At 41.2% G+C, this 26,246-nt stretch carries 20 protein-coding genes; 15 read left to right on the top strand and 5 right to left on the bottom strand.

Going from position 1 to position 26,246, the window contains the following annotated elements; all coding sequences use genetic code 11:
- The first annotated feature begins 218 nt into the window (after positions 1–218).
- The 5 genes from AACU33_RS25090 to AACU33_RS25110 all read left to right on the top strand — a co-directional run bounded on the left by AACU33_RS25090 (position 219) and on the right by AACU33_RS25110 (position 10,345).
- Positions 219–4,049: an ATP-binding protein gene (locus AACU33_RS25090; RefSeq protein ID WP_096595375.1), complete on the top strand. Its 3,831-nt coding sequence runs from the start codon at positions 219–221 to the stop codon at positions 4,047–4,049.
- A gap of 62 nt (positions 4,050–4,111) precedes the next feature.
- Entirely contained in the window at positions 4,112–5,578 is a 1,467-nt protein-coding gene (locus AACU33_RS25095) for a dolichyl-phosphate-mannose--protein mannosyltransferase (RefSeq protein ID WP_096591679.1), read from the top strand.
- 807 nt (positions 5,579–6,385) lie between these two features.
- On the top strand, positions 6,386–8,689 hold the full coding sequence (locus AACU33_RS25100; RefSeq protein ID WP_096591682.1) for a sensor histidine kinase: 2,304 nt from the start codon (positions 6,386–6,388) through the stop codon (positions 8,687–8,689).
- On the top strand, positions 8,637–9,083 hold the full coding sequence (locus AACU33_RS25105) for a response regulator (protein ID WP_096591684.1): 447 nt from the start codon (positions 8,637–8,639) through the stop codon (positions 9,081–9,083). The genes AACU33_RS25100 and AACU33_RS25105 overlap by 53 nt, the downstream gene beginning before the upstream one ends.
- Before the next feature lie 89 nt (positions 9,084–9,172).
- Entirely contained in the window at positions 9,173–10,345 is a 1,173-nt protein-coding gene (locus AACU33_RS25110; RefSeq protein WP_096591687.1) for an ATP-binding protein, read from the top strand.
- Positions 10,346–10,420: 75 nt separating this feature from the next.
- On the opposite strand, the gene AACU33_RS25115 is transcribed toward AACU33_RS25110, so the two are convergent.
- The gene (locus AACU33_RS25115) at positions 10,421–11,197 is read right to left on the bottom strand and encodes a TetR/AcrR family transcriptional regulator (RefSeq protein WP_096591690.1); all 777 of its coding nucleotides are present in this window, start codon (positions 11,195–11,197) and stop codon (positions 10,421–10,423) included.
- 49 nt (positions 11,198–11,246) lie between these two features.
- On the opposite strand from AACU33_RS25115, the gene AACU33_RS25120 reads away from it, so the two are divergent.
- The 8 genes from AACU33_RS25120 to AACU33_RS25155 all read left to right on the top strand — a co-directional run bounded on the left by AACU33_RS25120 (position 11,247) and on the right by AACU33_RS25155 (position 19,413).
- Positions 11,247–12,242, top strand: a complete 996-nt coding sequence (locus AACU33_RS25120) for a Rieske 2Fe-2S domain-containing protein (protein ID WP_339376274.1) — start codon at positions 11,247–11,249, stop codon at positions 12,240–12,242.
- A gap of 245 nt (positions 12,243–12,487) precedes the next feature.
- Positions 12,488–13,483 carry a hypothetical protein gene (locus tag AACU33_RS25125; protein ID WP_096591695.1) on the top strand — a complete coding sequence of 332 codons (996 nt, stop codon included), beginning with the start codon at positions 12,488–12,490 and terminating at the stop codon, positions 13,481–13,483.
- Between the two features lie 291 nt (positions 13,484–13,774).
- Positions 13,775–14,896, top strand: a complete 1,122-nt coding sequence (locus tag AACU33_RS25130; RefSeq protein ID WP_096591698.1) for a hypothetical protein — start codon at positions 13,775–13,777, stop codon at positions 14,894–14,896.
- A gap of 146 nt (positions 14,897–15,042) precedes the next feature.
- Positions 15,043–15,240 (top strand): 50S ribosomal protein L35, encoded by a 198-nt coding sequence (rpmI, locus tag AACU33_RS25135; protein WP_096591701.1) that lies wholly within the window; start codon positions 15,043–15,045, stop codon positions 15,238–15,240.
- A 20-nt stretch (positions 15,241–15,260) separates the two neighbouring features.
- Positions 15,261–15,617: a 50S ribosomal protein L20 gene (gene rplT / locus AACU33_RS25140; RefSeq protein WP_096591703.1), complete on the top strand. Its 357-nt coding sequence runs from the start codon at positions 15,261–15,263 to the stop codon at positions 15,615–15,617.
- Between the two features lie 17 nt (positions 15,618–15,634).
- On the top strand, positions 15,635–16,507 hold the full coding sequence (locus AACU33_RS25145) for a transporter substrate-binding domain-containing protein (protein ID WP_096591705.1): 873 nt from the start codon (positions 15,635–15,637) through the stop codon (positions 16,505–16,507).
- Positions 16,508–16,629: 122 nt separating this feature from the next.
- A complete protein-coding gene (locus AACU33_RS25150) occupies positions 16,630–17,154 on the top strand; it encodes a tetratricopeptide repeat protein (RefSeq protein WP_096591707.1) in 525 nt (174 codons plus the stop codon).
- A gap of 240 nt (positions 17,155–17,394) precedes the next feature.
- Positions 17,395–19,413 carry a primary-amine oxidase gene (locus AACU33_RS25155; protein WP_096591709.1) on the top strand — a complete coding sequence of 673 codons (2,019 nt, stop codon included), beginning with the start codon at positions 17,395–17,397 and terminating at the stop codon, positions 19,411–19,413.
- Positions 19,414–19,526: 113 nt separating this feature from the next.
- On the opposite strand, the gene AACU33_RS25160 is transcribed toward AACU33_RS25155, so the two are convergent.
- From AACU33_RS25160 to AACU33_RS25170, 3 genes are all read right to left on the bottom strand, one after another.
- Entirely contained in the window at positions 19,527–19,877 is a 351-nt protein-coding gene (locus AACU33_RS25160; RefSeq protein WP_096591711.1) for a cupin domain-containing protein, read from the bottom strand.
- Entirely contained in the window at positions 19,874–22,768 is a 2,895-nt protein-coding gene (locus AACU33_RS25165) for a glycerol-3-phosphate acyltransferase (RefSeq protein ID WP_096591713.1), read from the bottom strand. Before AACU33_RS25165 ends, AACU33_RS25160 begins: the two co-directional genes overlap by 4 nt.
- Positions 22,769–22,959: 191 nt before the next feature.
- On the bottom strand, positions 22,960–23,100 hold the full coding sequence (locus AACU33_RS25170) for a hypothetical protein (RefSeq protein WP_062289360.1): 141 nt from the start codon (positions 23,098–23,100) through the stop codon (positions 22,960–22,962).
- Between the two features lie 414 nt (positions 23,101–23,514).
- On the opposite strand from AACU33_RS25170, the gene AACU33_RS25175 reads away from it, so the two are divergent.
- On the top strand, positions 23,515–24,474 hold the full coding sequence (locus AACU33_RS25175) for an SGNH/GDSL hydrolase family protein (protein WP_096591715.1): 960 nt from the start codon (positions 23,515–23,517) through the stop codon (positions 24,472–24,474).
- A gap of 478 nt (positions 24,475–24,952) precedes the next feature.
- Entirely contained in the window at positions 24,953–25,516 is a 564-nt protein-coding gene (locus tag AACU33_RS25180; RefSeq protein ID WP_096591718.1) for a pentapeptide repeat-containing protein, read from the top strand.
- A 333-nt stretch (positions 25,517–25,849) separates the two neighbouring features.
- Here the strand turns inward: AACU33_RS25180 and AACU33_RS25185 are convergent, their stop codons facing one another.
- Positions 25,850–26,200 (bottom strand): hypothetical protein, encoded by a 351-nt coding sequence (locus AACU33_RS25185; protein WP_096591720.1) that lies wholly within the window; start codon positions 26,198–26,200, stop codon positions 25,850–25,852.
- Positions 26,201–26,246: the final 46 nt, after the last annotated feature.

The following is a 26,246-nucleotide window of genomic DNA, read 5'->3' on the forward strand; positions in this document are numbered from 1 at the left end:
AGGGGTTGACTTTCTCCACAATTAATTTTGGGGAGAATCGACGAGCAGCCCCTCCCCTTTAACAATGAAGCAAATTCACGCACTCAAGCACCCAGATTCATCTCCTCCTGCCTCTAAAGGTGAGGTTTTATGAAATACTTTTCAGAAGCGGAGTCAAGATTGTGGGCACTGAGCAAAAATTGACGAGATGTGAAGATATTGTCGCGGGCGGAGGTGAGATGGGGGCGCTCATGCGATCGCTTGACTGGTCAACTACCGCTGTCGGTGCTGTAGAAACTTGGCCGCAAAGCTTAAAAACTGCCGTTCGCATCATGTTAGGGTCGCGCTACCCCATGTTTGTTTGGTGGGGAGAGTCGATGACCAAGTTTTATAACGATGCTTACATTCCAGTTTTGGGTCAACGCCATCCCCAAGCGCTAGGTCAGCCTGCTTCCCAGGTATGGGCGGAGATTTGGGACACCTTAGGGCCACAAGCTGAAGCTGTGCTGCAAAAAGGGTATTCTTCATGGAACCAAGAATTGCTCTTAGTTATGCAGCGTAATGGTTATACCGAAGAAACCTACTTTACCTTTTCCTACAGTCCCATTCCCCAGGATGATGGTAGTGTGGGTGGGGTCTTCTGTGCCTGTACTGAGGAAACCCGTCGCGTTTTGAGCGATCGCCGTCTGCACACGTTACGAGAACTAGCAGCTAATACCGCCGAGGCTAAAACCGTTGAAGATGCTTGTGAAATTTCTGCCCACACCTTAGCTAATAACCCCTATGATGTACCCTTTGCCCTACTGTATTTGCTGGATGATAGCGAATCGCAGGCGCGACTAGTAGGTGCAACAGGATTAGCCCCAGGAACCCCAGCCAGCCCTCCAGAAATTGAGATGGGATCGGAAATATGCGATCGCTGGTCGCTTTCTGCTGTCCTTACCGATGGTAAAAGTCAGTTAGTCAATAATCTGCAATCAAAATTTGGAGATTTGCCCGGAGGTGCTTGGCCGGAGTCGCCAAACTGCGCTTGTGTTTTACCACTTACCACTCCCGGACAGCTGCGACTTAGCGGATTTTTGATTGCAGGAATCAGTCCCCGCCGCCAATTTGATGATGATTATCAAGGCTTCTGGGATTTAGTAGCCGGACAAATTACCACGGCGATCGCTAACGCCCGCGCTTACGAAGCAGAACGGCTGCGGGCGGAAGCACTTGCAGAAATCGATCGCGCCAAAACCCAATTTTTCAGTAATGTTTCTCATGAATTCCGTACCCCCTTAACTTTAATGTTGGGGCCAACAGAAGATGCATTATCCGATCCCGCACATCCCTTACCTGCTGTGCAACGAGAACGACTTGAAATTGTCCAGCGTAATGCACTGCGGTTATTAAAATTAGTTAACACCTTGCTTGATTTTTCTCGCATTGAAGCTGGACGCATTCAGGCAGTTTATGAACCCACAGATTTAGCCACATTTACCGCCGAACTTGCCAGTGTGTTTCGCTCCACAATTGAACAGGCAGGAATGCAACTGATTGTTGATTGTCCTCCTTTACCAGAAGCGATTTATGTCGATCGCGAAATGTGGGAAAAAATTGTCTTTAATCTGTTATCAAATGCATTTAAATTTACCTTTTCAGGTACAATTACAGTTCGATTAGGCTATTTTCCCAATTACATTGATTTAATTGTTGAAGATACAGGGATTGGCATTCCCTTTGAGGAAATTCCCTATTTATTTCAGCGATTTCACAGAGTCAAAGGTGCCCAAGGAAGAAGTTTTGAAGGCTCAGGTATTGGATTATCGCTGGTGCAGGAATTTGTGAAACTTCATGGTGGGACGGTTAGCGTTACCAGTGTTTTGGGTGGAGGAAGTTGCTTTACTGTAACCATTCCCACGGGATCGACTCATTTACCAAGGGAAGCAATCCACGCTAGTCAGACTTTAACGCCAACTACTCTAAGCTCAATTCCTTATCTGGAAGAAGCTCGGCGTTGGCTAGATGTATGGGAGCAGGCGAGTGGGGGAGATGGTATTACTACCTTTGCGAAAACGACTCGCATTCTCTTGGCTGATGATAATGCAGATATGCGTGATTATGTCAAGCGGTTGTTGAGTTCTTGCTACATAGTTGAGACAGTCGCAGATGGTAACTCGGCGTTAAAGGCAGTGCGGAATCATCCACCAGACTTGGTATTAACAGATGTGATGATGCCAGGAATTGATGGCTTTGAATTACTGCGATCGCTGCGTTGCGATCCACAAACTCAAGAAATCCCGATTATTTTATTATCAGCACGGGCTGGTGAAGAATCGCGGATTGAAGGACTGGCTGCCGGAGCCGATGATTATATAGTCAAGCCTTTTTCCGCACGAGAATTGCTGGCGCGTGTAGAAACCAATCTTAAATTATCTCAATTGCGACAAGCTGCACGCCAGCAAGAAAAAACCTTAAGAATGGCAGCAGAAGCAGCACTACGCGATCGCCAACAAACAGAGGCCGCATTACAGCAAAGTCAAGAACTGTTTCGCCAAATGGCAGACGCAATTGAAAGCGTGTTTTGGCTATCCGATCCGCAAGAACAAAAGATACTTTACGTCAGTCCCGCCTACGAGCAAATTTGGGGGCGTTCCTGTGAAAGCTTGTATGCCAGTCTCAGCAGTTGGACGGAAACAATTCACCCCAAAGATCGAGAACAGGTACAGATGGCTGGAGTAAGATGTCTAGCCAAGGGCAATCATACTGAAGAATATCGGATATTGCGTCCTGATGGTACGATTCGCTGGATACGCGATCGCGGTTTTATAGTTCGAGATGAAGATGGACGAGCATATCGAATTGCCGGTGTTGCTGAAGATATCACCGAACGCAAGCAAGCCGAGCAAGATCGAGAAGAATTACTTATGCGCGAACGCGCCGCCCGTGAAGAAGCCGAACGCGCCAGTCGAATTAAAGATGAATTTCTCGCCGTCCTTTCCCACGAATTGCGCTCCCCTCTCAACCCGATTCTTGGCTGGTCAAGGTTATTGCAAAATGGCAAACTCAATCCCACACAAACTGCTGAAGCTCTCGCTACCATCGAGCGCAACGCTAAGTTACAAGCACAGCTAATTGATGATTTACTCGATGTCTCGCGAATTCTTCGGGGTAAATTAGTTTTAAATGCACTCCCCCTCGATTTGGGTAACGTGATTTACTCGGCACTGGAGACTGTACAATTAGCGGCTCAAGCCAAGTCTATAGAAATACAGACTGATATTAGCCCCACGATCAATGCTATAGGGGATGCAACTAGATTGCAGCAAGTAGTTTGGAATATTCTATCCAACGCTGTAAAGTTTACTCCGCCAGGGGGAAAAATTGAAGTTCGCTTAATATCAGTTGGCAGCAACGCTCAAATTCAAGTCAAAGATACGGGTAAAGGCATTCGTGCTGAGTTTCTACCCTATGTATTTGACCATTTCCAGCAAGAAGACGGCTCCACAACCAGGCAATTCGGGGGTTTAGGATTGGGGTTAGCGATTGTACGACAACTCGTGGAACTGCATGGCGGTACTGTGTCAGTAGAAAGCCCAGGGGAAGGGCAAGGTGCAACTTTTATAGTGCAACTTCCCCTATTCTGGGATGCGATGGTTCCTCAAGCGGCTTTACCACAATCCGATCGGCACTCGCTAGATCTCAGCGGTATTCACATTTTAGTTGTAGATGACGAGCCAGATTCCTGTGAATTTCTCACCTTTGTGTTGACGCAAGAACAAGCAACCGTGACAGCCGTGTCATCAGGATTCGCCGCCCTCAATGCTATTAACCAAAGAATTCCCGACTTATTAATCAGCGATATCGGTATGCCAGAAATGGATGGTTATATGCTCATACAAAACATTCGAGCCGCGCCACAAGGTAAATCTATTCCAGCCATCGCCTTAACAGCTTATGCTGGAGAATTGAATCAGCAAAAAGCGATCGCGGCAGGTTTCCAAAGACATATTGTGAAACCAGTTGATGCCAATGCACTAATTGCGATCGCCATTGAGTTAGTTAGACAAAAGCAAATGAATACTTAACCGCCAAATACCAAATACCAATGACAAATAACAAATGACAAATAACAAATGACAAATAACAAATGACTAAAAATTTGTTCCGTATAGGGCTAGCGGCTATTTTTCTCTTCTCATTTGCCTTGCGTTTTTGGCAACTAGATCGATTTAATACTCTAGTATTTGATGAAGTTTACTTTGCCAAATTTGGCAATAATTATCTGACCAATACTCCATTTTTCAACGCTCATCCGCCTTTGAGTCAATATATTATTGGTATTGGAATTTGGCTTGGTAGTCATTTTAGTTTTGGGCAAGAATCATTAAATGGGTTAGCCGGTTCTTTAATATCTCCTTGGGCTTATCGTTGGGCAAACGCCTTCACTGGCTCATTTATTCCCTTAGTTGTCGCTGCTATTGCTTATCAAATTAGCCATCGTCGTAGCTTTGCATTGCTTGCAGGCTTTTTTACCGCCTGTGATGGTTTATTTCTGGTTGAGTCTCGCTATGCTCTTAGTAATATTTATATTGTGATTTTTGGTTTATTAGGGCAATGGTTTTTATTTTTAGCCTTAGATAACCAAAAACAACGACGTTCTTTATGGTTAATTGCTGCTGGTATTGGTTTTGGTGCGTCAGTTGGCACTAAATGGAACGGTTTATGGTTTCTGTTAGGTACTTATTTTATTTGGATTACAGCTTGGCTATTGCGGTGGTTACATTCTTATCTTACTGCTAAAAAAGATGCCAACTTTGAAGAAACATCATTAACTAAAGTTGAGACCCCACTCCAAAAGCTAACTCAACTAAATATTTTTCAGATGGTGTTTTATTTAGGAATTATCCCAGCTTTAATCTACAGCCTGATCTGGATTCCTCATCTACAACTTGATAAAAGATACGGTTTTATCGAAGTACACCAACAAATTTTGCAGTTTCATCTGCATATGGGTGGTAATACTCCCGCAGTGCATCCTTACTGTGCGGCTTGGTATAAATGGCCTTTGATGACTCGACCAATGGCTTATTATTATCAAACAGCTCGTAGTTTTAAAGATGCATTACCCGTAATGGGGCCTAATTTACCTGCTGCTGACGGACAGATAATTTATGATGTCCATGCAATGGGTAATCCTTTTTTGTGGTGGTCTGGGATGGCTGCTATGTTGTTTTTAGTAGGAATGCTGGGGTCAAAATTGGTAATTCCTTTGTTCAAAAACAAGCAGTTGTCTGTACCTGCAAACCTTTCTGTTGATACTTGGGTTGCCTTATATATAGTGTTAAATTATGCTGCTAATTTGTTGCCTTGGGTAAAAGTCACTAGGTGCGTTTTTATTTACCACTATATATGTGCTGTAGTGTTTGTATTTTTAGCGATCGCTTGGTTTGTAGATCAATGTCTTCGCAGTTATTATAAAGAACTACGTGTATTCGGTGTAACTATTGCATTTCTGATTTTGGCTGCTTTTATCTTCTGGATGCCGATTTATTTAGGCTTACCTCTAACTTCCGAGGGTTATAAATTGCGAATGTTATTTAACTCTTGGATTTAAATAATAATTTAGACGAAATTTCATTTAGTTAAAGCAAAAGTACTCCCAGTAACGCGCCGCCTAAATTCATTGGCGGTTAACTTTTCATTCCGTAAGGATAGGTAAAAATATCTATATGTCATTGCATAGGCATAAGGATTCACCTAGGCTACGAAGAGTAGCAATCCTAAAACTTGGCGATCGCATATTTGTATAAGTTAAATGTGCATTAGTTTAGTAAAAAAACGAAGCATTAACAATTATGTCTTTTGTATTGTGTTCTCAGAATCATCGGTTAAGCACTTATTTTAACGTACTCAGCAGTTATAATGCTTGATATTGTGGCATTTTTCCTGTTAAATTCTGTTGGAATTTATGACTGCAAACTTAGCTTCATACAACTACATAGTTTGCGGTTTAGTTAATCGCGTATTATTCATATTTCTTATCCCTACATAAGTTTATCGGCTGTTAAACTGTGAATTGCAGACAAAAGAGATACTGTGTGATGCTACTGAAGATTTCCAAATTCTCAGCATAAAAATAATTAAGCTAGCGCAGTAACCGGGAAATCAAATATATAGTAAATAACCATAGATAGTAGGTGATTGATAAAGTTTTTCGCATTTGCATTATTTCTTCCCTGCCTTTGGCGATCGGAACATTTTTAACTTTATATAGCTCAAGAAAATGATTCCAGCCTAGGCATATATCTCAGGATCTGCAACTAAATTTGAAACATCTAAAGTAGTATGCAAACTTCAATAAGTGCTTAACACTTATTGAGATATTACTTTTGATGCTCCCGCCCAATAGAGGAGAATCGTAATGGCGACAGAATTAGAAGTCCAAAGTATTAATGTTAGTAGCTTAAAAGAAGCGCCAATTCATATTTCTAGTCAAATTCAGCCTCATGGTGTCCTTTTGGTATTGGAGGAGCCGGAGCTAAAAATCTTACAAGTTAGCAATAATACATGGAATGTTTTCGGCATATCACCCGAAAATGTATTGCAAAAAAAACTAGAAGACTTACTAGACCCATTCCAAATAGAAAGAATTAAAGCAGGCATACTATCAGGAAATCTTGATTATATCAATCCAGTTAAAGTCTGGGTAAGAAAAAAAGGCGATGATTACGTAGTATTTGATGCGATTTTTCATCGCAATCCAGAAGGAATTTTAATTCTAGAATTAGAGCCAGCAATTTCTCAAGAGAATATCCCATTTTTAAGTTTTTACCATCTAGCTAGAGCTTCTATTAACCAGTTAGAAAAAACTACTAACCTTCGCGATTTCTGTCAAATAATTGTCCAAGAAGTCCGCAAAGTAACTGGTTTTGACAGAGTCATGCTATATAAGTTTGATGAAGATGGGCATGGCTCGGTCATTGCTGAAGAAAAATTAAACAGCATGGAACCTTACTTAGGGTTACACTACCCAGAGTCAGATATTCCTAAACCAGCAAGAAAATTATTCGCTTCCAATTTCATTAGATTAATCCCCGATTCATATTCTGAACCCGTACAAATGATTCCGGTGAATAATCCGGGAAGCCAGCGTCCGGTTGATTTAACCAATTCAATTCTACGAAGTGCAGCTGCTTGTCATTTAGAGTATTTACACAACATGGGTGTAGGTGCTTCTTTGACTATCTCTTTAATTAAAGATGGCAAACTCTGGGGTTTAATTGCTTGTCATCATCAAACGCCTAAATATGTTTCCTACGAATTGCGTAAAGCGTGCGAATTCTTAGGAAGAGTGATATTTACAGAAATTTCAGCTAGAGAAGAAACTGAAGATTACGATTACCGCATGAATTTGGCATATATTCAATCAGTGTTGATGGAATATATGTCGCAAGAAGAAAACTTTATCGATGGGTTAGTTAAACACCAGCCGAATCTATTAGATTTAACAAGTGCCCAAGGCGCAGCTGTATGTTTTGGCGATAATTGTACAGTTATTGGTGAGACGCCCAAAGAAGACGACTTGAATTTTTTACTGCAATGGCTCAAGAATCATGTACATGAAGAAGTATTCTATACAGATTCACTACCACAGATTTATCCAGATGCAGAAAAATTTAAAAATGTCGCTAGCGGTTTATTAGCTATTCCGATTTCCAAGCGCAATTATGTATTGTGGTTTAGACCGGAAGTAATTCAAACGGTAAATTGGGGAGGAAATCCCAACGAAGCATTTGAAGTTAACCAATCAGAAGGAAATTTGCGCCTAGTTCCGCGGAAATCATTTGAACTGTGGAAAGAAACCGTTCGTTTAACTTCTTTACCTTGGCAGTTTGTCGAAATTAAAGCAGCCTTAGAACTACGCAAAGCCATCATTAATATTGTGTTGCGCCAAGCCGATGAACTGGCTCAGTTAGCGCAAGACTTAGAACGTTCAAACGCTGAACTGAAAAAGTTTGCTTATGTCGCTTCCCATGATTTGCAAGAACCGCTAAATCAAGTAGCAAACTACGTGCAGCTATTAGAGATGCGCTACGAAGAAGAACTCGACGAAGACGCAAAGGAATTTATTAACTTTGCCGTTGAGGGAGTTAGTCTGATGCAAACGCTGATTGATGACGTATTAGCATACTCTAAAGTCGATATGCAAGCGATCGCCTTTCAGTTAACTGAGATAGAAACGCCCTTAAATCGTGCCCTCAGTAATTTGCGTGGACGCATCCATGAAACTGGGGGAACAATTACCCATGACCCCTTACCTACTGTGATGGCTGACAGTACACAATTAATGCAGCTATTTCAAAACCTGATTGCCAACGCCATCAAATTCCGCAGCAACAAACCGCCACAAATCCATATCGGAGCCGAAAGATTAGAGGAAGAGTGGTTGTTCTCCGTGCGCGATAATGGTATTGGACTCGATCCACGATTTAGCGATCGCATTTTTGTCATCTTTCAGCGCCTACATACCAGAGAAGAGTATCCCGGTACAGGCATGGGCTTGGCAATCTGTAAGAAAATTATCGAATGCCATCGGGGACGAATCTGGGTAGAGTCACAGCTGGGTGAAGGTGCAACCTTCTACTTTACGATTCCAGTTGGAGGCCGCGAGCGTGAGCGTAGAAACGGAAGAAAAACACAAAACGATCTTTTTGGTCGAGGATAATAAAGCTGATATCCGCCTGATTCAAGAAGCGCTGAAAAATAGCACAGTACCACACCAAGTGGTAACGGTCAGGGATGGCATGGACGCTATGGCTTATTTACGCCAAGAAGGTGAATATGCTGATGCTCCACGCCCTGACCTGATTCTCTTGGATTTGAACCTACCTAAAAAGGATGGTCGTGAGGTACTGGCGGAAATTAAAACCGACCCCACACTCAAACGCATTCCGGTAGTCGTACTCACAACCTCCAGAAACGAGGATGATATTTTTCACAGTTACGATTTACACGTGAATTGCTACATTACTAAATCTCGCAACCTGAGCCAGCTCTTTCAAATCGTTAAGGGTATTGAAGAGTTTTGGCTCTCTACTGCTACATTGCCATCGGAGTAGGGAATGAGGGAGTGTGGGGAGAAAGAACTAATGACCCTTGACTGTGGACTCTGGACTCTTGACTATTAAGGAGGTAGAACCAGGAAATGATGGCTACAGGCTCAGTAAAAATCTTGTTGATTGAGGACAACTTAGCAGAAGCGAGATTGTTACAAGAGTTTCTGAAGCAAGCCCAATCCAAAGACTTTAGTGTAGTTCACGTTCAGCGCTTGCAAAATGCCCTCCAAGAATTAACTCTAGACAGGGCTTTATGTTCCTATGATGTCATTTTGTTGGATCTGACTCTACCTGATAGCGAAGGATTGTCATCCTTGCCAACGCTGATTGGCTATGCCCCTAGCTTACCGATTGTTGTCCTCACAAATACCAATGACGAAGCCTTAGCAATTGAAGCAGTGCGACAAGGGGCGCAAGATTATCTAGTTAAGCGACAGGTAAATGTAGATGTTTTAGTTCGCTCCATACATTATGCGATCGAGCGCAAACAGGTTTTAGAATCATTACGGACAACTAATAAAACATTAGAAACTCGCGTTGAAGAACGCACAGCCGAACTGGTAAAAGCTCAAGAAATTAACCAGTTCAAATCTGAATTTGTCTCCATGCTCTCCCATGACATCCGCAATCCCCTCAATACTATTCTCCTAGCTGCGGGATTACTACAAAATAACGATGAAAAATTGACCCAAGAGAAAAAAAGTTCTCACTTTCAAATGATTCGCGCAGCAATCAAAAACATGGCGCAGTTATTAGATGAAGTTTCGTTAATTGGACAAGCAGATTCAGGTAGACTTCATTGCGAACTCATCTCTTTAGATTTACAAAAATTCTGCCGTCAACTCATCGAAGAAGCGCAACTCACAACAAAGGAAAAGCAGATAAATCTTGTGTTTACAAGTGTGGGAGAATTTAAAGATAATCTCTGGGATGAGAGCCTCCTACGACACATATTGGGAAATTTACTAACTAATGCGATTAAGTATTCGCTACCAGGCGGTACAGTCAAGTTTGAACTAATTGGTCAAGAAAAAGCGATCGCTTTTCGCATTAAAGATTGGGGAATTGGTATTCCTGAAGAAGACCAAAAACGATTATTTCAGCCTTTTCAGCGTGCGGAAAATGTGGGATCTATTCCTGGTACTGGTTTGGGTTTAGCAATTGCGAAAAAGTGTGTTGATGCACATGGCGGTGAGATTCTAGTTGATAGCAAAGTTGGCGAAGGTACAACCTTTACTGTCATACTGCCATTACTGAACTTGTAATTTATCAATAACATTCTGTCTTGTGCCTTTTGCGGCTGAGAAAATATCACATATCAAGGTGATTGATTGATTTAATCATCCCCTAGAGTTGTTCACAAACTGTTTCCCACAGTCCTTACAGCGATAGCACTGCTTCCCTCTGCGATACCCATTTTTCGATAATTGCGGCGATCGACAATGCGGGCATTTCATTACTTTCATTACATTACCCAACAGACTATCTCCCAAATGCGGCTCTAAATATGACACTAGCAAGTCCTCAATCTGCTGAATTAGCAATTGCTTGTGTTGCCGATCTGCGGTGCGAAGTGCCGACAACATTACAGCATTGCTGCTATGCACGCAAACTTCTGCTAGGAGGTTACACTGCGCCTCACTCAATGCAGAGTTTCGCTGTTTCAAGATACTTGCCATAAAGTTAATCGCTTCTTGAGTCATGCTGTCATCAATTGACTGAAAAATCTGACGAGATATAAAAAACTGCACAAAAACCACCCGCGACACAGGCTGTTCAAATAGCTGTGCGACAGCACTTGCCAGTGTATGAATCATTTGGCGGAGTGGTAACTGGACAATCTGTTGCTTATCTACTTGCGCCCACATCAGCTTGACTTGTTCTACATGGCGCAACTCCATTGCATGAAAAATAGCGGCTTTATCAGGAAAAAATTGGTATAGAGAACCAATAGCTGTTCCCGCTTTTGCCGCAATTAAATGTGTTGTCGCCGCTTCATAGCCCACTTCGTCAAACACTGCTGCGGCCGCATCTAAGATTTTTTTGACTCTTTCTTTACCTCGCTGCTGTTTGGGTTGACGGCGCAAACTTCTTGACGAATGTGAATGTTCTGTCATATTTTAGAAACACGACGGATTTCTCACAATTTTATATCTAAGGGAGAACATGATGCAGTCTATGCTTCCTGGTGCGCCTTGGTTATTGGCACACAAATCGATGCTGCCTGTAAATCAACCGCGCAAAATTTCTTTGTATGGGGTTGATTATGTGATGTGGAAAGATGCGTCTGGAAAGATATCTGCTTTACCCAACGCTTGTCCACACATGGGTGCAATGCTGTCAGCAGGGTGGTGCGAAGTCAAAAGCAGTGGCGCAAGTAGCGTGGTGTGCCCGTTTCATGCCCTGGAGTTTGATGCGGAAGGCTGCACGGTTTTACCAGGTTCTCACAAGAAAACATTACCCCAACTGAAACCTTTAGAGTTAATTCTACAAGACGATTTTATTTGGTCTTATGGGGGATACGAACCGAAAGTGCCCATTCCTAACGTACTGAATGAGATTGCTAAAAATTATTACTTTGTCGGGTATACAGCAGATAGAAGTGTAGAGACAGATTTGCTAACTATGCTGCTGAATATGCATGACTACAATCATCAAAATGGCACTCACCGGGAATTATTTCGGATTACCAATGTAGAATTTCATCAATTTATTGATAACGGGCATCATTCCCATGCACTTTACGATCTGCCCACAGCAGCTTACAGCTGGGTAGAAAAGCTGAAAAAACCTGATTTATTTCTACTACCCAGCACTATTAAAGCCCATCTAGAAAATCACTTTCCTTCGCTAGTGATTTTTCATGGAGAAATGCCATTAGGTAAAGCTGCTCAGTGCCATATATTTGTACCAGAAGCCTTAAATCGTACAAAAACTTACATTTTGCTATTTGCCCAAGCCAAGCATCCAGCCTTTAAGCTATTTGGCAGTACCTATCTCAAGTTTGGCAAGGTTGTAGTGGATCAAGATGCAGATATTCTCACGAAGATTTATCCCAATACACCTCAGAAAATTAAACTTAACAATGAAGTTGGTATGGATTGGGTACGGCGTAATTTTCAGAACTTCCCCAATGTTGTAGAACCTAATTTATCAAAGTAGGCAGTCTCAAGCAAAATTTAACTAAAATTCATTTCTGGGAAACTGGATTGAAAGTATAACGTCAATTCCAATATCCTCTTTTGAGCGAACTGATAGCAATTCGCTATGAAGTTGCACTTAATATTTATTAACCTAATAATAAGGCATGGCTCTAAAGCAGAAAAATCAGTCATCCTTTAAGTGTAAATTTCAGAGAATTGGTATTAGTAGCGAGACGAACTATGCAATTCTCAAGGTAAAATAGCATGAAAAATATTTATAAACTATCTCACTCAATTAATAGTTCGCGTCAATTTCCGCAAGGAGTGATATTAACTCTAGCCTTAACAAGCCTGCTATCTTGGGGGATGGGACTGACAAATAACAATACTGCTACTGCTGCGCCTAGTGTAGCAAACATACAATTATCCCAAAACGTCCAAAATAGACCGAATCAACTACCAAAAGCCGTTGCTCAAGCCGTACTAAATGATGCTTCCCAGCGTTCTGGAGTAGCGATCGCGGATTTGAAAATTACTCAATTCACAGCGAAAACCTTTAGTAATCCCTGTATTTTCCAGTTTGGAGAAGTTTGTACGCGAGAATACAGACCTATACAAGGCTGGGAGGTAATTGTCCAAGTGAAAGACCAATCTTGGACTTATCATGCCAATAGATCTGGCTCGCAAATCGTTTTAGATCCAAAAATTAATGCATCGGGAAATGTTGCATTACCGAGAGCGATCGCTAATAAAATATTAAACGATGCCGCCAAGCGTTCTGGAGTGGCGGTTGCTAACTTAAAAATTGCTCAAGCTACATCTAAAACCTTTGGAAATCCTTGCGAGTTCAACTTCGGTGAAATCTGCACTAAGGAATACAATCCCATTCAAGGTTGGGAAGTAATCGTTCAAGTGCAAGAGCAATCTTGGACTTACCATGTAAATAGATCTGGCTCGCAAATCGTTTTAGATCCAAAAATTAAGACAACAGGAAATGTCACATTACCAAAAGCGATCGCCAATAAAGTTTTACGCGATGCCGCCAAACGTTCTGGAGTAGCAGTTACTAATTTAAGAATTACTCAAGCTACAGCCAAAACCTTTGGCAATGAGTGCCATTTTAATTTTGGCGAAGTCTGTGCAGAGATTTATAAGCCTGTTGAAGGTTGGGAAGTAATTGTTCAGGTGAAGCAGCAATCTTGGACTTATCATGTGAATAAATCTGGCTCTGCGATCGTTTTAGATCCTAAAGTTGCTTAATTTTTCATAAACCCTAATATTTCAAGACAATTCAGTAGTAGGGGCACGGCACCGATAAGATGATTGTATACACCAAAAGATTGTAGACGCCGTGCCCCTATAATCTCTCTTAACTGAACCGTATTGCCTTATGCTCCTCAAACGTCGTTGCATAAATTTTTAAGTAATATTAATGCAATCAATAATTAGAAATTGTAGATTTTTGCGAAGGAAACTCCACCTCTACAAATACATCTTTACTTATAAATAAGCACTAATTATATCAGCTTACTGACGAATAGGATATTAGAGATGCTAAATAAATTTAATATTAGTCCTTTTGGTGAAGGTATAGTAACAGAAATCCTACATCAAGGAAAAACTTTTAATCTCTATCGTGCCAACTTATGCGGCAAAGATGTAGTTTTGAAGACACCTTCGCCCCATGTGACTGGCGAAGATATTTATGCTTACAACAGCTACAGTACATCTGAAATTTTTGTTACTAGCGAACTTGGTATTGATAAAGTTTTTGACCATCCTAACGATCTTCTCGATCCAATTAAAGTTGCTACATGGATTTTATTAGTTGAGACTCAACTAATTAATTGGACAAGAGGTAGGTGGAATCATTCAATTATTGGTTTAGGGACTTGGGATGGATTATCACAAATTCATGGCAATAAAGAGGTTTATAATACATCCGAGCCTTTGGATCTGCGATTTTTACCAGTACTAATTATGCCTGATTACGAGGCAACTCCTTTCTCAAAATTACCAGCTTATTCAAAGCGACTGCTATTCCCACAAATGTTACCTGCTCTCTGGGATGCTCTTTGCTATATGCATCACGGCGATTTATCAGAAAGTAATATTTTAATTAGTCAAAAACAAAATATTTTTCACATCATCGATCCGGGAGTTGTATTAGCTAGCGATTCAGGTAAGCTTTTTGGATTACAAGAACAATATATCTTTACAACTACATCTGCAAATTATCCACTATTACCCCCATATTTAGGCGATTCTAAAGCTGTTGGTATCGTAGAATGTCTGAAATACTTTGGCAGAGAAATGAAGCCAAGTAATCGCATTCCTGCACCATCTTTGTCGGAAGTTCAACAGCAAAGCAATCCCTCAATGTCTGATTTATTAGCATTAGGAATTATCTATTATCGAATATTGACAGGAAAAGAAATTTTCTTGGGACAAGATATTCTACCAGATAAACCCGCATGGCTCCATAGCTATATGAGTCCACAGTTTCCCCAGTGGGAAATTTACCATCGAGTACTTGATTTTTTATCAAACCATTATATCGATCGGGAATTAGATAAAAGTACAATGAGCAATTCCGAAAGAAAATTGGTCTATGCACTATTGAATTTAGAAATTCACAATAAAAATGATTTGCTGCGCTTATCAGCTTTTTAAATTGTGCGATCGCTTGACTTCCAAAACACTGAGTCAGTGCCTGTCTCTACTATTAGCAGATATATTCGCCGGATTTAGGCTGTGTGGCTCGTGCAATCTCATGCGCTTAGTATATAATGATGGATTGTGTCGATCAGAGCCAAACCATGCCTAAACTCAAAACTCGTAAAGCAGCGGCGAAGCGATTCCGTGCCACTGGCACAGGTAAAATTGTGCGTCGTAAAGCTTTCAAAAATCACCTTTTAGAGCACAAAACTTCCAATAAGAAGCGTAACTTGTCCAAGTCTACACTTGTACACGAACGCGATGAAGATAATGTGCGTTTGATGCTCCCTTATTTGTAAGTCCTCAGGAATATTAAGATATGACACGGGTAAAACGCGGTAACGTAGCTCGTAAACGCCGCAACAAAATTCTCAAACTAGCTAAAGGTTTTCGCGGTTCCCACTCAACTTTGTTTAGAACCGCTAACCAACAAGTAATGAAAGCACTGCGGAGTGCTTATCGCGATCGCAAAAAGAAAAAGCGCGATTTTCGTCGCCTTTGGATCGCGCGGATCAATGCTGCTGCAAGGCAACATGGTTTGAGTTACAGCAAGCTAATCGGCAACCTCAAAAAAGCTAATATCCAACTAAATCGCAAAATGTTAGCACAATTGGCAGTTGTAGACCCAGCTAGCTTTAGCAAAATCGCTGAATTGGCAAGCCAAGCCAGGGGATAAAGGATTAAGGATGAAGTATGAAGGCTGAAGTATACCCCAAAAATCAATCTGGGGGCTGGAAGAAAGACACCTTACTATACAGAATGGGTGTCTTACAGCAATTCTTTTTTTCATCCTTTATCCTTTACTCCTTATCCTTATTATTAATTTTTTGCTTTTGCTTTCTCTTAACAGGCTCAATTGCATCTGCCGCCGAAATGCCAGAAATTCAGCGGCGAGGCTATTTCAACATTGCCGTCAAAGATAACTTGCGTCCCTTGGGATTTAGAGATGCTAACGGGAATTTGCAAGGTTTAGAAATTGACTTAGCACAGCGTTTAGCAGTGGACTTGCTAGGTAAGCCCAATGCTGTGAAGTTGCAACCTGTAGCAAATCGCGATCGCTTATCTGTAGTCTTAAACCATAAAGTTGACTTTGCCATTGCGAGAGTAACAGCCACAGAGTCACGCTCTCGCTTGGTTAGTCTCAGCGTTCCTTACTACTATGATGGTAGTTATTTAGTTGTAAAAGATACTGGCATCCAGCAGATAAATGATTTAGCAAAACGCAAAATAGCTGTACTCAACCATTCCAGTACAATTGGTGACGTTAGATACTATGTGCCCAATGCTGAGTTGGTAGGCGTGAGTTCCTATGAAGAAGCGCGCGAGGAAGTAGAAAGTGGGAAAGTGCAAGCCTTTGGAGCCGATGCTAGCGTTCTCAGTGGTTGGGTGCAACAATATCCCCAATATCGGTTACTACCAACCAAACTATCCACAGCACCTTTATCTGTAGTCATGCCTAAGGGATTGCAGTACGATGATTTAAGACGACAGGTAAATGAAGCGATCGCGCGTTATCTAGCTGAAGGTTGGCTAAAGCAACGCGCTCAATATTGGGGTTTGCCATAAATTAGTTATTGGTCATTAGTCATTGGTTACGAGAACATAAACAATCAACAAAGAACAAATGACAGATGACAAAAAGCTGATAATAAATAAGAAGACTCTTTATAATTTTCTAATTCAAGACAATGGATAACAGTCTAGCGGTTGTTTATCTCTCAATTTTTGTCGGTATACTCGCATTTGCAGTTGTGACTATTTTTCGCCAAATTTTCAAAACTCGGAGACTTGAAAGTTCCTTATCACGATTAAAAAACAAGTTGAGTAAAGATAAGGGTACGACTCAAGAATATTACGAGTTAGCTAGTATTTATTCTCAAAAGAAAATTTATTCTCAAGCTATTACCCTATTTCAAAAAGCGCTCAAAGCTGCGGAAGAAGAAGGAGAAGAAAATATTTCTCCTATTTACAATGGACTGGGCTATGTTTACTTTGCCCAAGAGCAGTATGATTTAGCAATTCGTCAGTACAAAGAAGCCCTGAAAATCAAGCCTGACTACGTAACAGCCCTAAATAATCTCGGTCATGCTTATGAGCGTAAAAAATTAAACGCACAGGCACTACAAAGCTACGAAGAAGCCCTGAAATTTGCTCCCAATAATTCTACTGCTAAACGCCGTTCTGAATCTTTACGTCGTTTAGTTTCTGCCTAATTAATCACCCTTGCTAGCATTATTAAACAACCTAGATTCCCGACTTAATTAATCAGTCGGGAATCTTTTTATTCACAAAATTTTATACCAAATTTACATAAGTCTTGTTGTTTCACATTGGTAAAAAGATTGCAGGATGAGTATTGCTAATACAAAATCTAAAATTCAAATAAATCTATGCGGTTTGTTAAAACAAGCTAGGAATATAGATAACTATATATTCCTGTAAATATTTCAAGAATGATTAAGCGGGTACGGTTATTTATTTTAGCTATTGCCATTATTATTTTCATTGTTGGCGCTCTTGGTTCTAGGGAAATGTTGTTTGCACAACAACCAACTATTTCCCATCCTCTAACTGCATTAACATCAGCAGAAATTAACACAGCGGTTGCAGTAGTAAAAAAAGATAAAAATCTCTCGGAAAACGCTGTGTTTCCCCTAATAACTTTGCAAGAACCAGATAAAAAAGAAGTCCTAAATTTTACAACAGGGAAAACTTTTAAGCGCCAAGCTTTTTTGGTAGTGTATGAGCGAACGCAAAATCAAACCTATGAAGCTGTAGTTGACCTCAAAACCCAAACCTTAAGTTCTTGGAAACAAATACCTAACGCCCAACCAGCACTAATTAATTCAGAATACGATCTAGCACGGGAGATTGTACAATCTGACCCCCAATGGCAAGCAGCAATGCAAAAACGGGGAATTACAGATTTTGATCAAGTTAAAATTAATTGCTGGGCACCAGGAGTTTTAACTAATAGCGAAACTGCAAAAGGTAAGCGTCTTTGTCGAGCATTATCCTACTATAAAGGTAACAATTGGAACTATTTTGGCAGTCCAATTGAAGGTGTGCTGGCTACTGTTGATTTAAATACAGGTAAAATTGACAACTTTGTAGACAAAGGGATAGTACCTTTCTCTAAACAGAATTGGAACTACGATTTGCAATCTTTGGGTAAATTACTTTCACCACCTAAATTATTAAAAATTCTCCAACCGCAAGGCGCGAGTTTCCGAATTAAAGGTAATACAATTAGCTGGCAAGGTTGGAATTTTCGCTATCTCATGCATCCCCGTAGTGGGTTAGTTCTTTACCAAGTAACTTATGACGATGGGGAAAAGATTCGACCAGTTTTATACCGCGCTAGCCTATCAGAAATGGTAGTACCTTATGGCGACCCTGACCCTACCTGGTCTTTTAGAAATGCTTTTGATGTGGGCGAATATAACTTTGGTTCCCTCGCCACCTCAATGGAGTTAGGTAAAGATATTCCTGAAAACGGCTTGTTGTTGAATGCTGTTTTAGCTAATGAACAGGGCGAAGCCTACGAAATGCCAAAAGTTATTGGTATTTACGAACGGGATAATGGCATACTCTGGAAGCACTACGAATACAATACGCAGAAAAATTATGTCCGTCGCAGTCGAGAACTTGTCATGACAATGACGGCGGCAGTTGATAATTATGATTACAGCCTGAATTGGATTTTTCACCAAGATGGCAGTTTAGAAATTGAGAATGATTTAACAGGAATTGTTTTAGTACAAGGGACAGAAGCGGAAAAACAGTCTCAAGATAATTCCTATGGAAGGCTGATAGCAAAGAATATCTTTGGCGTGAATCATCAACACTTTTTCAACTACCGCTTAGATATGGATGTAGACGGTGAGGCTAATTCCGTGATGGAAATGAATGTTCAAGCCTTACCGATGGATAATAACAATTCTCTCGGAAATGCGATCGCAGTTACAGAAACTCCCTTAACCACAGAAAAGGCTGCTGTCCGCGATTTGGATATGAAACACAGCCGTGAATGGATGATTGTCAACACCAATCGCCAAAATACTCTAGGTACTGCACCAGCATATATGCTAATGCCAGGAGGGAATGCGGTATTCTTCCCTGTGGAAGGTGCGAAGATTCGTGAGAAAGCTGGCTTTGCTACACACCATGTCTGGATCACAAAATATCAGCCAGATGAACTCTATGCTGGCGGAGATTATCCTAACCAAAGTCAACCAGGACAAGGTTTACCTAAATATATTGCCAACGATGAATCGTTAACTGGAGAAGATCTCGTACTTTGGTACACAATGGGCGTTACCCATATTCCCCGACCAGAAGATTGGCCTGTGATGCCAACGCACCGAGTAGGGTTTAAACTGGCTCCTAGAGGATTTTTTAGCCGCAATCCGGCGATTAATTTACCAGAGTCAATACCTGTAAACAAGCGATCGCCTAACAATACTAACTAATTGTATAGATTGATACACATAAGCAGCAAGGAGAAAGAATTAGAAATTCATCACGTGTATCAGGTATTTCGTGAAATGGTATAACCCCTAGGATACTGCTGGCTACGAACTCATCAACAGGCTGGCTTTTCCACGCGTAAACCAAAGTAAGTAAGAACAAGTTCAGTTGTACCATTATTCACAACTTCGTGGACTTCTCCTGGTTCTACGGCTACACAGTTACCTGGAAGTAGAGGGTATGCTTGACCATCAATATAAATAACCCCCGCACCAGATTCCACAAAGAAGACTTCAGACATATCTTGATGGGCGTGGGCGGGGGCGCTTTGTCCGGGAGCAAAACGTGCTTGCGAAAAGTTAGTTAGGTGGGGTAGATCCCCAAACCGCAGCATTACCTTTTTCTTGATTTCGGGGTTGTGAGAAACAGATTCTTCTGGCAAATCATTCAGGGAAGTAGTAATCATTCTGGTCTTAAATCATTCGATAATTCCACAATACCCCTAGAGCCATCTATCCGTACTCGCTGCCCATCTTGCATTAGCCAAGTAGCACCGCGCACATCCATAACTGCGGGAATTCCATATTCCCGCGCCACGATCGCACCGTGAGAAAGTCTGCCTCCTGCCTCGGCAATTAAGCCTCCAGCCCTGACTAATAATGGTGCCCAAGCAGAATCTGTATAAGGTACTACCAAGATTGTCTCTTTATTAATCTCTGGTATATTTTTTAAATTTCGCAGTACCCTTACTTGCCCTTCAGCCTGTCCGTGACTAGCGGGAATACCCTGTAAAACTTGGTCAGAGTAGAGGGGAGAAGGTGTTAGAGGATGAGGTGGTGTATGACCGTAAACTAGAAGCGGAACTTGATTGATTTCGCTGTCTTGTTCAAATTGCGATCGCCTATTTTGCACCAATTTCTCCAACTGGCTGCTAAATTCAGCATCAGCTGCTGCAACTAGACTACCAATTTCATCTAACTCTAGGAAAAAGATATCTCCAGTTTGTTTCAGGAAACTGGACTTTAACCAAATCTGCTCTAAAGCAACAAAACTCCAACGTAATTCCGCTAGCAGTCGCGAGTAAACCTCGGTAACTCGACCTTTGAGATCTACGCGTCTTTGGACATTTCCACGTTTGCGTTTTCCAGAAAAGACTTGATTGATCGGATCTACACCGTCTGTTGGCGGTTCATTTCCCTGCATTAACTGTACAAATAACTGTTTGACATACTCAGGGTCTTCCTTCCAAGTGGGAACGGCAATATCAGTTCCCACTTCACTTAAATAGCCGTAATCCTGAAGCAGTTCGTTAAAATCATACAAAACGTTTTGTCCTTCAGGAGTTGTCTCCAACTGCTCAAAGACTTTCTCTGGCTCGAATTCAGGTAATACTTGCTTGGCATTTTGCGCTAAAGCACTCAGCGATCGCAAAACCGCTACCTCTGGTGCAACGCTGTTATCTATTTGCCCGTCTTTAACTCGAAAAATTCCCTGTCTAATGGCAGCACTGAGCGGAGCGAAAATACTGTAGTAAGTGGCAAGCCGCAGCGCTTCTAAAATCATGTCAATTCTCGCCAATAACTGGGATGGTTCCAGTTCTTGGACAGGTTCGTGAGCCAACTGCGACAATACAGGAATAAACTTCTCGCGGTAATCTCGCTTAAATTCTGTTTCTAAATCCATTTCCCGGCGCACCAACCGCAGCAATCCAGGGATATTCCGCAAAGTCGAAAGCAAGGGTGGCTTAGTGAAGCGATCGCCTCTAGTTAAAAATTCTAGGCTTTCTGGCGGTAAACCCATCCGCAAAAAAATCTGTCCTAGGAGGGATGCATTGAAATATGCCCTTGAATAGTGCAGAGTAGCGGTTTCGGTAAAATCTAAACCCAAAACGCGATCGCCTAAACCGACAGTAAAAATTTCTCCCCAAACGCCACAAGTTAAGGGACGATTCACCGACCAAGTTAAGGGGTGAATGACTCCAGGGATGACTTCGGCAGCGATTTTACGCGTCCAGATGGGTAACAAGGTAGTGATGGGTCGCGCTTGTAATACCCAAAGTGTTTGACCGTCGTAACTCCACTCGATATCTTGAGGAATGCCGTGGTAACGTTTTTCGAGACGGCGGGTTAATAAGGCTACTTGTTTAATTAATGCTTGGGGTACTCTACCTGTACCTTCTAATTGCACAGAGGAGAAATTTTCTGTCTCGACAACAAAAGCCCGATATTGTTCTGGGGTAACTCTGCCGGAAACCACTTGACTGGCGCTGCCTGGTAAAGCTTCAATCACAATGGCGTCGCCTTGTTGAGTAATCGGGTCGCGACTAAAAGCTACGCCAGAATATACACTCTGGACTTGCTGTTGAATTAGCACGGCCATCGCTTGGTCTGGTAGGCCGCGATCGCGTCGATATTGTACCGCAGCAGGTTGATCGTAAGAAGCTCTAACTTGAGCGATCGCTTCTTTGAGCTGCTGTTCGCTGGTAACGTTCAACACCGTTTCGTACTGTCCAGCTGCTGAAGCTTGTTCTGAGTCTTCCCCAATTGCCGAAGAACGCACAACTAACGGCGATAATTCCGAAGGTTGAAAAAAGTCTATTACTTCCTCAGGATCTTGGTTTGGGTTAATTACCCATCCCTTGGGTACTGGATAACCCCATCGCTTGAGTTGAGATAGCGCTGCTGCTTTGTGACCCACTTTCGCCTCGTCCAAGTCTTCACCCAGAGCAATTGGCCTGGTTTCGCCACCCAAAAATTCCAGCATGGGTTTCGATTCTGATTTTGCTCCTTGGGCTGGGAGGTTAAGGTCATCGGGTATTTTTGTATAAATCCAACCTAATAAGCCCGCCAGGCTAACAGCCGCAATCACTCTGGGGAAATCTTCAAAGTGTAACACTGCCACAAACAGCGGAAATAGCAGCAAAACGCCGAACTTTACCAATTGTTTTGATTGCAAAACTGTAAAGCTAATTGCTGCTAAAAAAGTTGTAAAACCTGCCACGAGTGGATCGTGTACCAAAAATCCCCAGACGACGTTTGTTGTACCGGCTCCTCTGCCAATCGAGTATCTACCTATTACCAAGGCAATTAAGGCGATAAGTTCCCAAGTTGACCCTTCTCCAAAAAAAGCGCGGGCAATGAGAACTGCTGTAATACCCTTAAAAGCTTCTGATAGTACTGCGAGAATACCTACCAGTTTGCCACCGTGGTAAAAAGCCGCTGACACACTGATATTGCCTGTACCGAGTTTGGCTAATTGCTTCCCTGTCAGGGCATAGGTAATCCAAGCAATTAGCGGTAATGCACCCAGTAGAGGGCAGACGATTAAAATAGTTAGGGCACCCCAAAGTTCAAACATCTTGGATTTTTGATTTTAGATTTATCTTGCACTTTGCATTTGGCATCTCAAATCTCAAATCTAAAATCTTTCGGAAATTCTATTGATGCTTTCAAGGGCGCTTCTATCAGTTGGGCAAGGTACACATGGCCGAGGCAGAAGCCATTTTTGCCAGTGTCCTGCCAACCTACCAAATACTAAGCAGCTAATTCTTAGTTTAGCGCATAGGCAGCTTGGAGTGCCCAGATAATTAGACCAGCAATTGACCCCAATAGCAGCACGGTAGAGATAGTGACCACTTTTGGAGAATCTGCTCCCTCGAACTTCATGATTCCGCGATTTAAGTCGGACATAGCTTTGTAAGCCTCCTTTGTTACAGTGCTAATTTGTCCGTTTTGATTGTAGTCCTTATGTTCAAGGATAGTATTAAATCGTCATTATTATTTTGTTTAAGCTTTGCAACAATGACCGCAACAAATCTATCTTCGTCCTCAAAAAGCGAGTATCTTTTTACACTTTGTAATTATTTAATTAATTTGCGCATCAAAGTTGCATAGTGAGATGTTATGCATAAGTATCTCTAAAATTTCTACTAAATAAAGTAATTTAAAATACTAAACTCAGTTTTTTTATTCCATAAATGTATTTAGACGATACAGACGCCAAATTATGAGAAATCTGTCTCAGGGCTGAAAGTAAAATAGTATAATTTAATACTTTATCCTTGGGCGATTAATTTTCTTAAATTGATTGGGGAGTATTTGCAGGTGAAATTAGCAGCGATCGTAATTGTGACAGTAGTTATCGGATTATTGGTAGCGATTGAAATTGGACTGCGATCGCTCTTTGGCTTTGGCAAGCCTCTAATTTACATTGCTGATGAGCAAATAGGCTACTTGTTAGCACCTAACCAGCGCACCCGTCGCTTTGGAAATCGCATTGAGATTAATGAGTATTCCATGCGTAGCCAGCCGATTCAACAGACACCTGCACCTTCCACGCTGCGAGTGCTAATTCTAGGAGACTCGATCGCTAATGGTGGCTGGTGGACAGATGGGGATAATACAATTTCTGCCTTGATAACGCGCTCTTTAAGTTCAAACAATCAAACTAAATATCAAGAAGTCGAAGTTTTAAATGCGTCAGCCAACTCTTGGGGGCCGAGAAATGAATTAGCCTATCTCCAAAGATTTGGGAATTTTCAAGCTCAGACAGTAGTGTTATTAATTAATACTGATGATTTGTTTGCTACGGCTCCCACATCGTTACCAGTGGGACGCGATCGCAACTATCCAGATCGTAAACCACCCTTGGCTTTAGTAGAAGTTTGGCAACGTTATCTAATTAAACAAAAGCCCATTCCCGAAATCCAAGCCGTACAAAATGAACCAGGCGATAGAGTTGGGATCAATCTCGATGCGATTGGTAAAATTCAGGCGCTAACTCGTGAAAGCAATAGCCAATTTCTGTTAGTAATGACTCCTTTATTGCGCGAAATCGGAGAACCCGGCCCCCGCGATTATGAAATTAAAGCACGTCAACGGTTGAATGAATTTACGAAAGCACAGCAGATTACTTATATAGATGTGTTGCCAATCTTCAACTCCACCCCAAATGTTAAAGCATTGTATCAAGACCATATTCACCTTAACATACAAGGTAATCAGTTAGTCAGCCAACTCATAGAGCGATCGCTTAGGGATAAATTCCTAATGAATAATTTGTGATTCTGTTAGCGAAGCTTTCAATAGCTGTATTTCTGTTTGGAGACGGACAACTTTTCTCAAGGCTGTTCTAGAGCAGTAATTTATAGGTGCGATCGTATTATCAATAATCAACTATTTAATGACAATACTTTACATTACTTCAACCAATTGAGGAAATTTTCCAGATAAATAATTTGATCGCATACTGCCCCATCTGCCTGATGCCTGAATTTTCAGATATTTTAAAATCTCAGAAAATCTAATTACCTAGTCAAATAGTAGTCAGTTAGTAACAACTTGACCAGAATTAATCAGAATTCTTATATTTACATTAAGTTGCTATTCAGAATTCCATAAACTATAGCAAAATAAAACTACAAGTTTTTCCTAACTAATATATTGGTTGCTGGTAACTCAAACCAGTAACTTTAGTGTGGTTTGGGTAGTGGATAACTCATAACTAGACTTGACTTACCTGTAGACATTGCGAGGGGACAATATGGACACAAATAAGCTCCTGAGTCGATATGCAGCAGGGGAAAAGAATTTTAATGGAGTCATTCTACATCAGGCTAACCTTTCTCATCTTGATTTGAGTGGCATAAATTTTGCAGATGCTGACTTGAGTGGTGCTGACTTAAGTGAAGCCAACTTAAGCGAATGTAACTTAACTAGAGCAAACCTGACTGATGCAGATTTAACTAGTACCAATCTCAATGGTGCTAACTTGAGTGAGGTAAACCTGATTGGTGCAGAAATGGGCTGGGCTAATTTAGAGAAAACAAACCTCAGTCGTGCTGATTTGCGGGGTGCAAATTTAGCAATGGCAAATCTATTTGGTGCAAACCTTAGTGAAGCAGAATTGAGTGGAGCCGATTTAAGAGGTGCTAATCTAAGAGAAACAAATTTGATTAGTTGCAATCTTGATGAAGCCGAAATCACTGATGCAGATTTCACTGGAGCAAGCATCACTGAACAAGAGATAGGCGAAAGCATTGTCTCTGTAGGTATATCCCATAAATGGGTGACATGGGGTAGTAGTTGCACAGTGATTCAAAATTAGTTCTTAGCAAGTGCTTAAAATCTAGAGCTAAACCCTTAAAGACAACCTAAATCTATTAACTTAACCACAGTTTTCAATTGCGCAAACTAATACCAATTTGCATAAAAATGCGACGTTAGGGTAGGGGCACAACAATGTTGTGCCTTTACAAATCATCCAGGTATTACCAACAATATTTAAATGGCTATCAAGCATTTATATCACAAAATTTTTATAAAATTAGCTTGTTAAAATACTGCGATTTTATGTAAAGCCATCTTGAGAATAGAAAAACTTCCAAGTGTTATTCTTGGAAGTTTTTTACTATAAAGCAAAAAGAAAAACTTTGAACTATTAATAAACTAATGGTGTCGCACCCTGCATCTTCCTTAATGAATTTATGCAAGCAGGACAATCACAACCAAATAAAGTGGCTGCCATATCGCTTTCTTCGACAGTAAACTCTAACATTGGTACACCATCCGCAGATGGTTCAACTTCTGGTTGATATTGAGGAATTTGGGCCAAAACAGAAGCTCTAGCACATACTAAACCAACTTTATGTTTATTACGGATACAGGATAGACGATCTGTATTTGCAGGTTTTGGCTCTATAGCTTGGGCTTGATTAATGACGATTCCCGTAGACAATATAGAGCTAATAACTACAGGAGTTGAAAGTAAGTGCAGTATAAACTTGTTCATTAGTTTCCAGGTGAAGAATTTCCATTGCTCAAATGAGCCGATTTCA

The sequence above is a fragment of the Calothrix sp. NIES-2098 genome (assembly GCF_963875125.1).
Lineage (GTDB): Bacteria > Cyanobacteriota > Cyanobacteriia > Cyanobacteriales > Nostocaceae > Aulosira.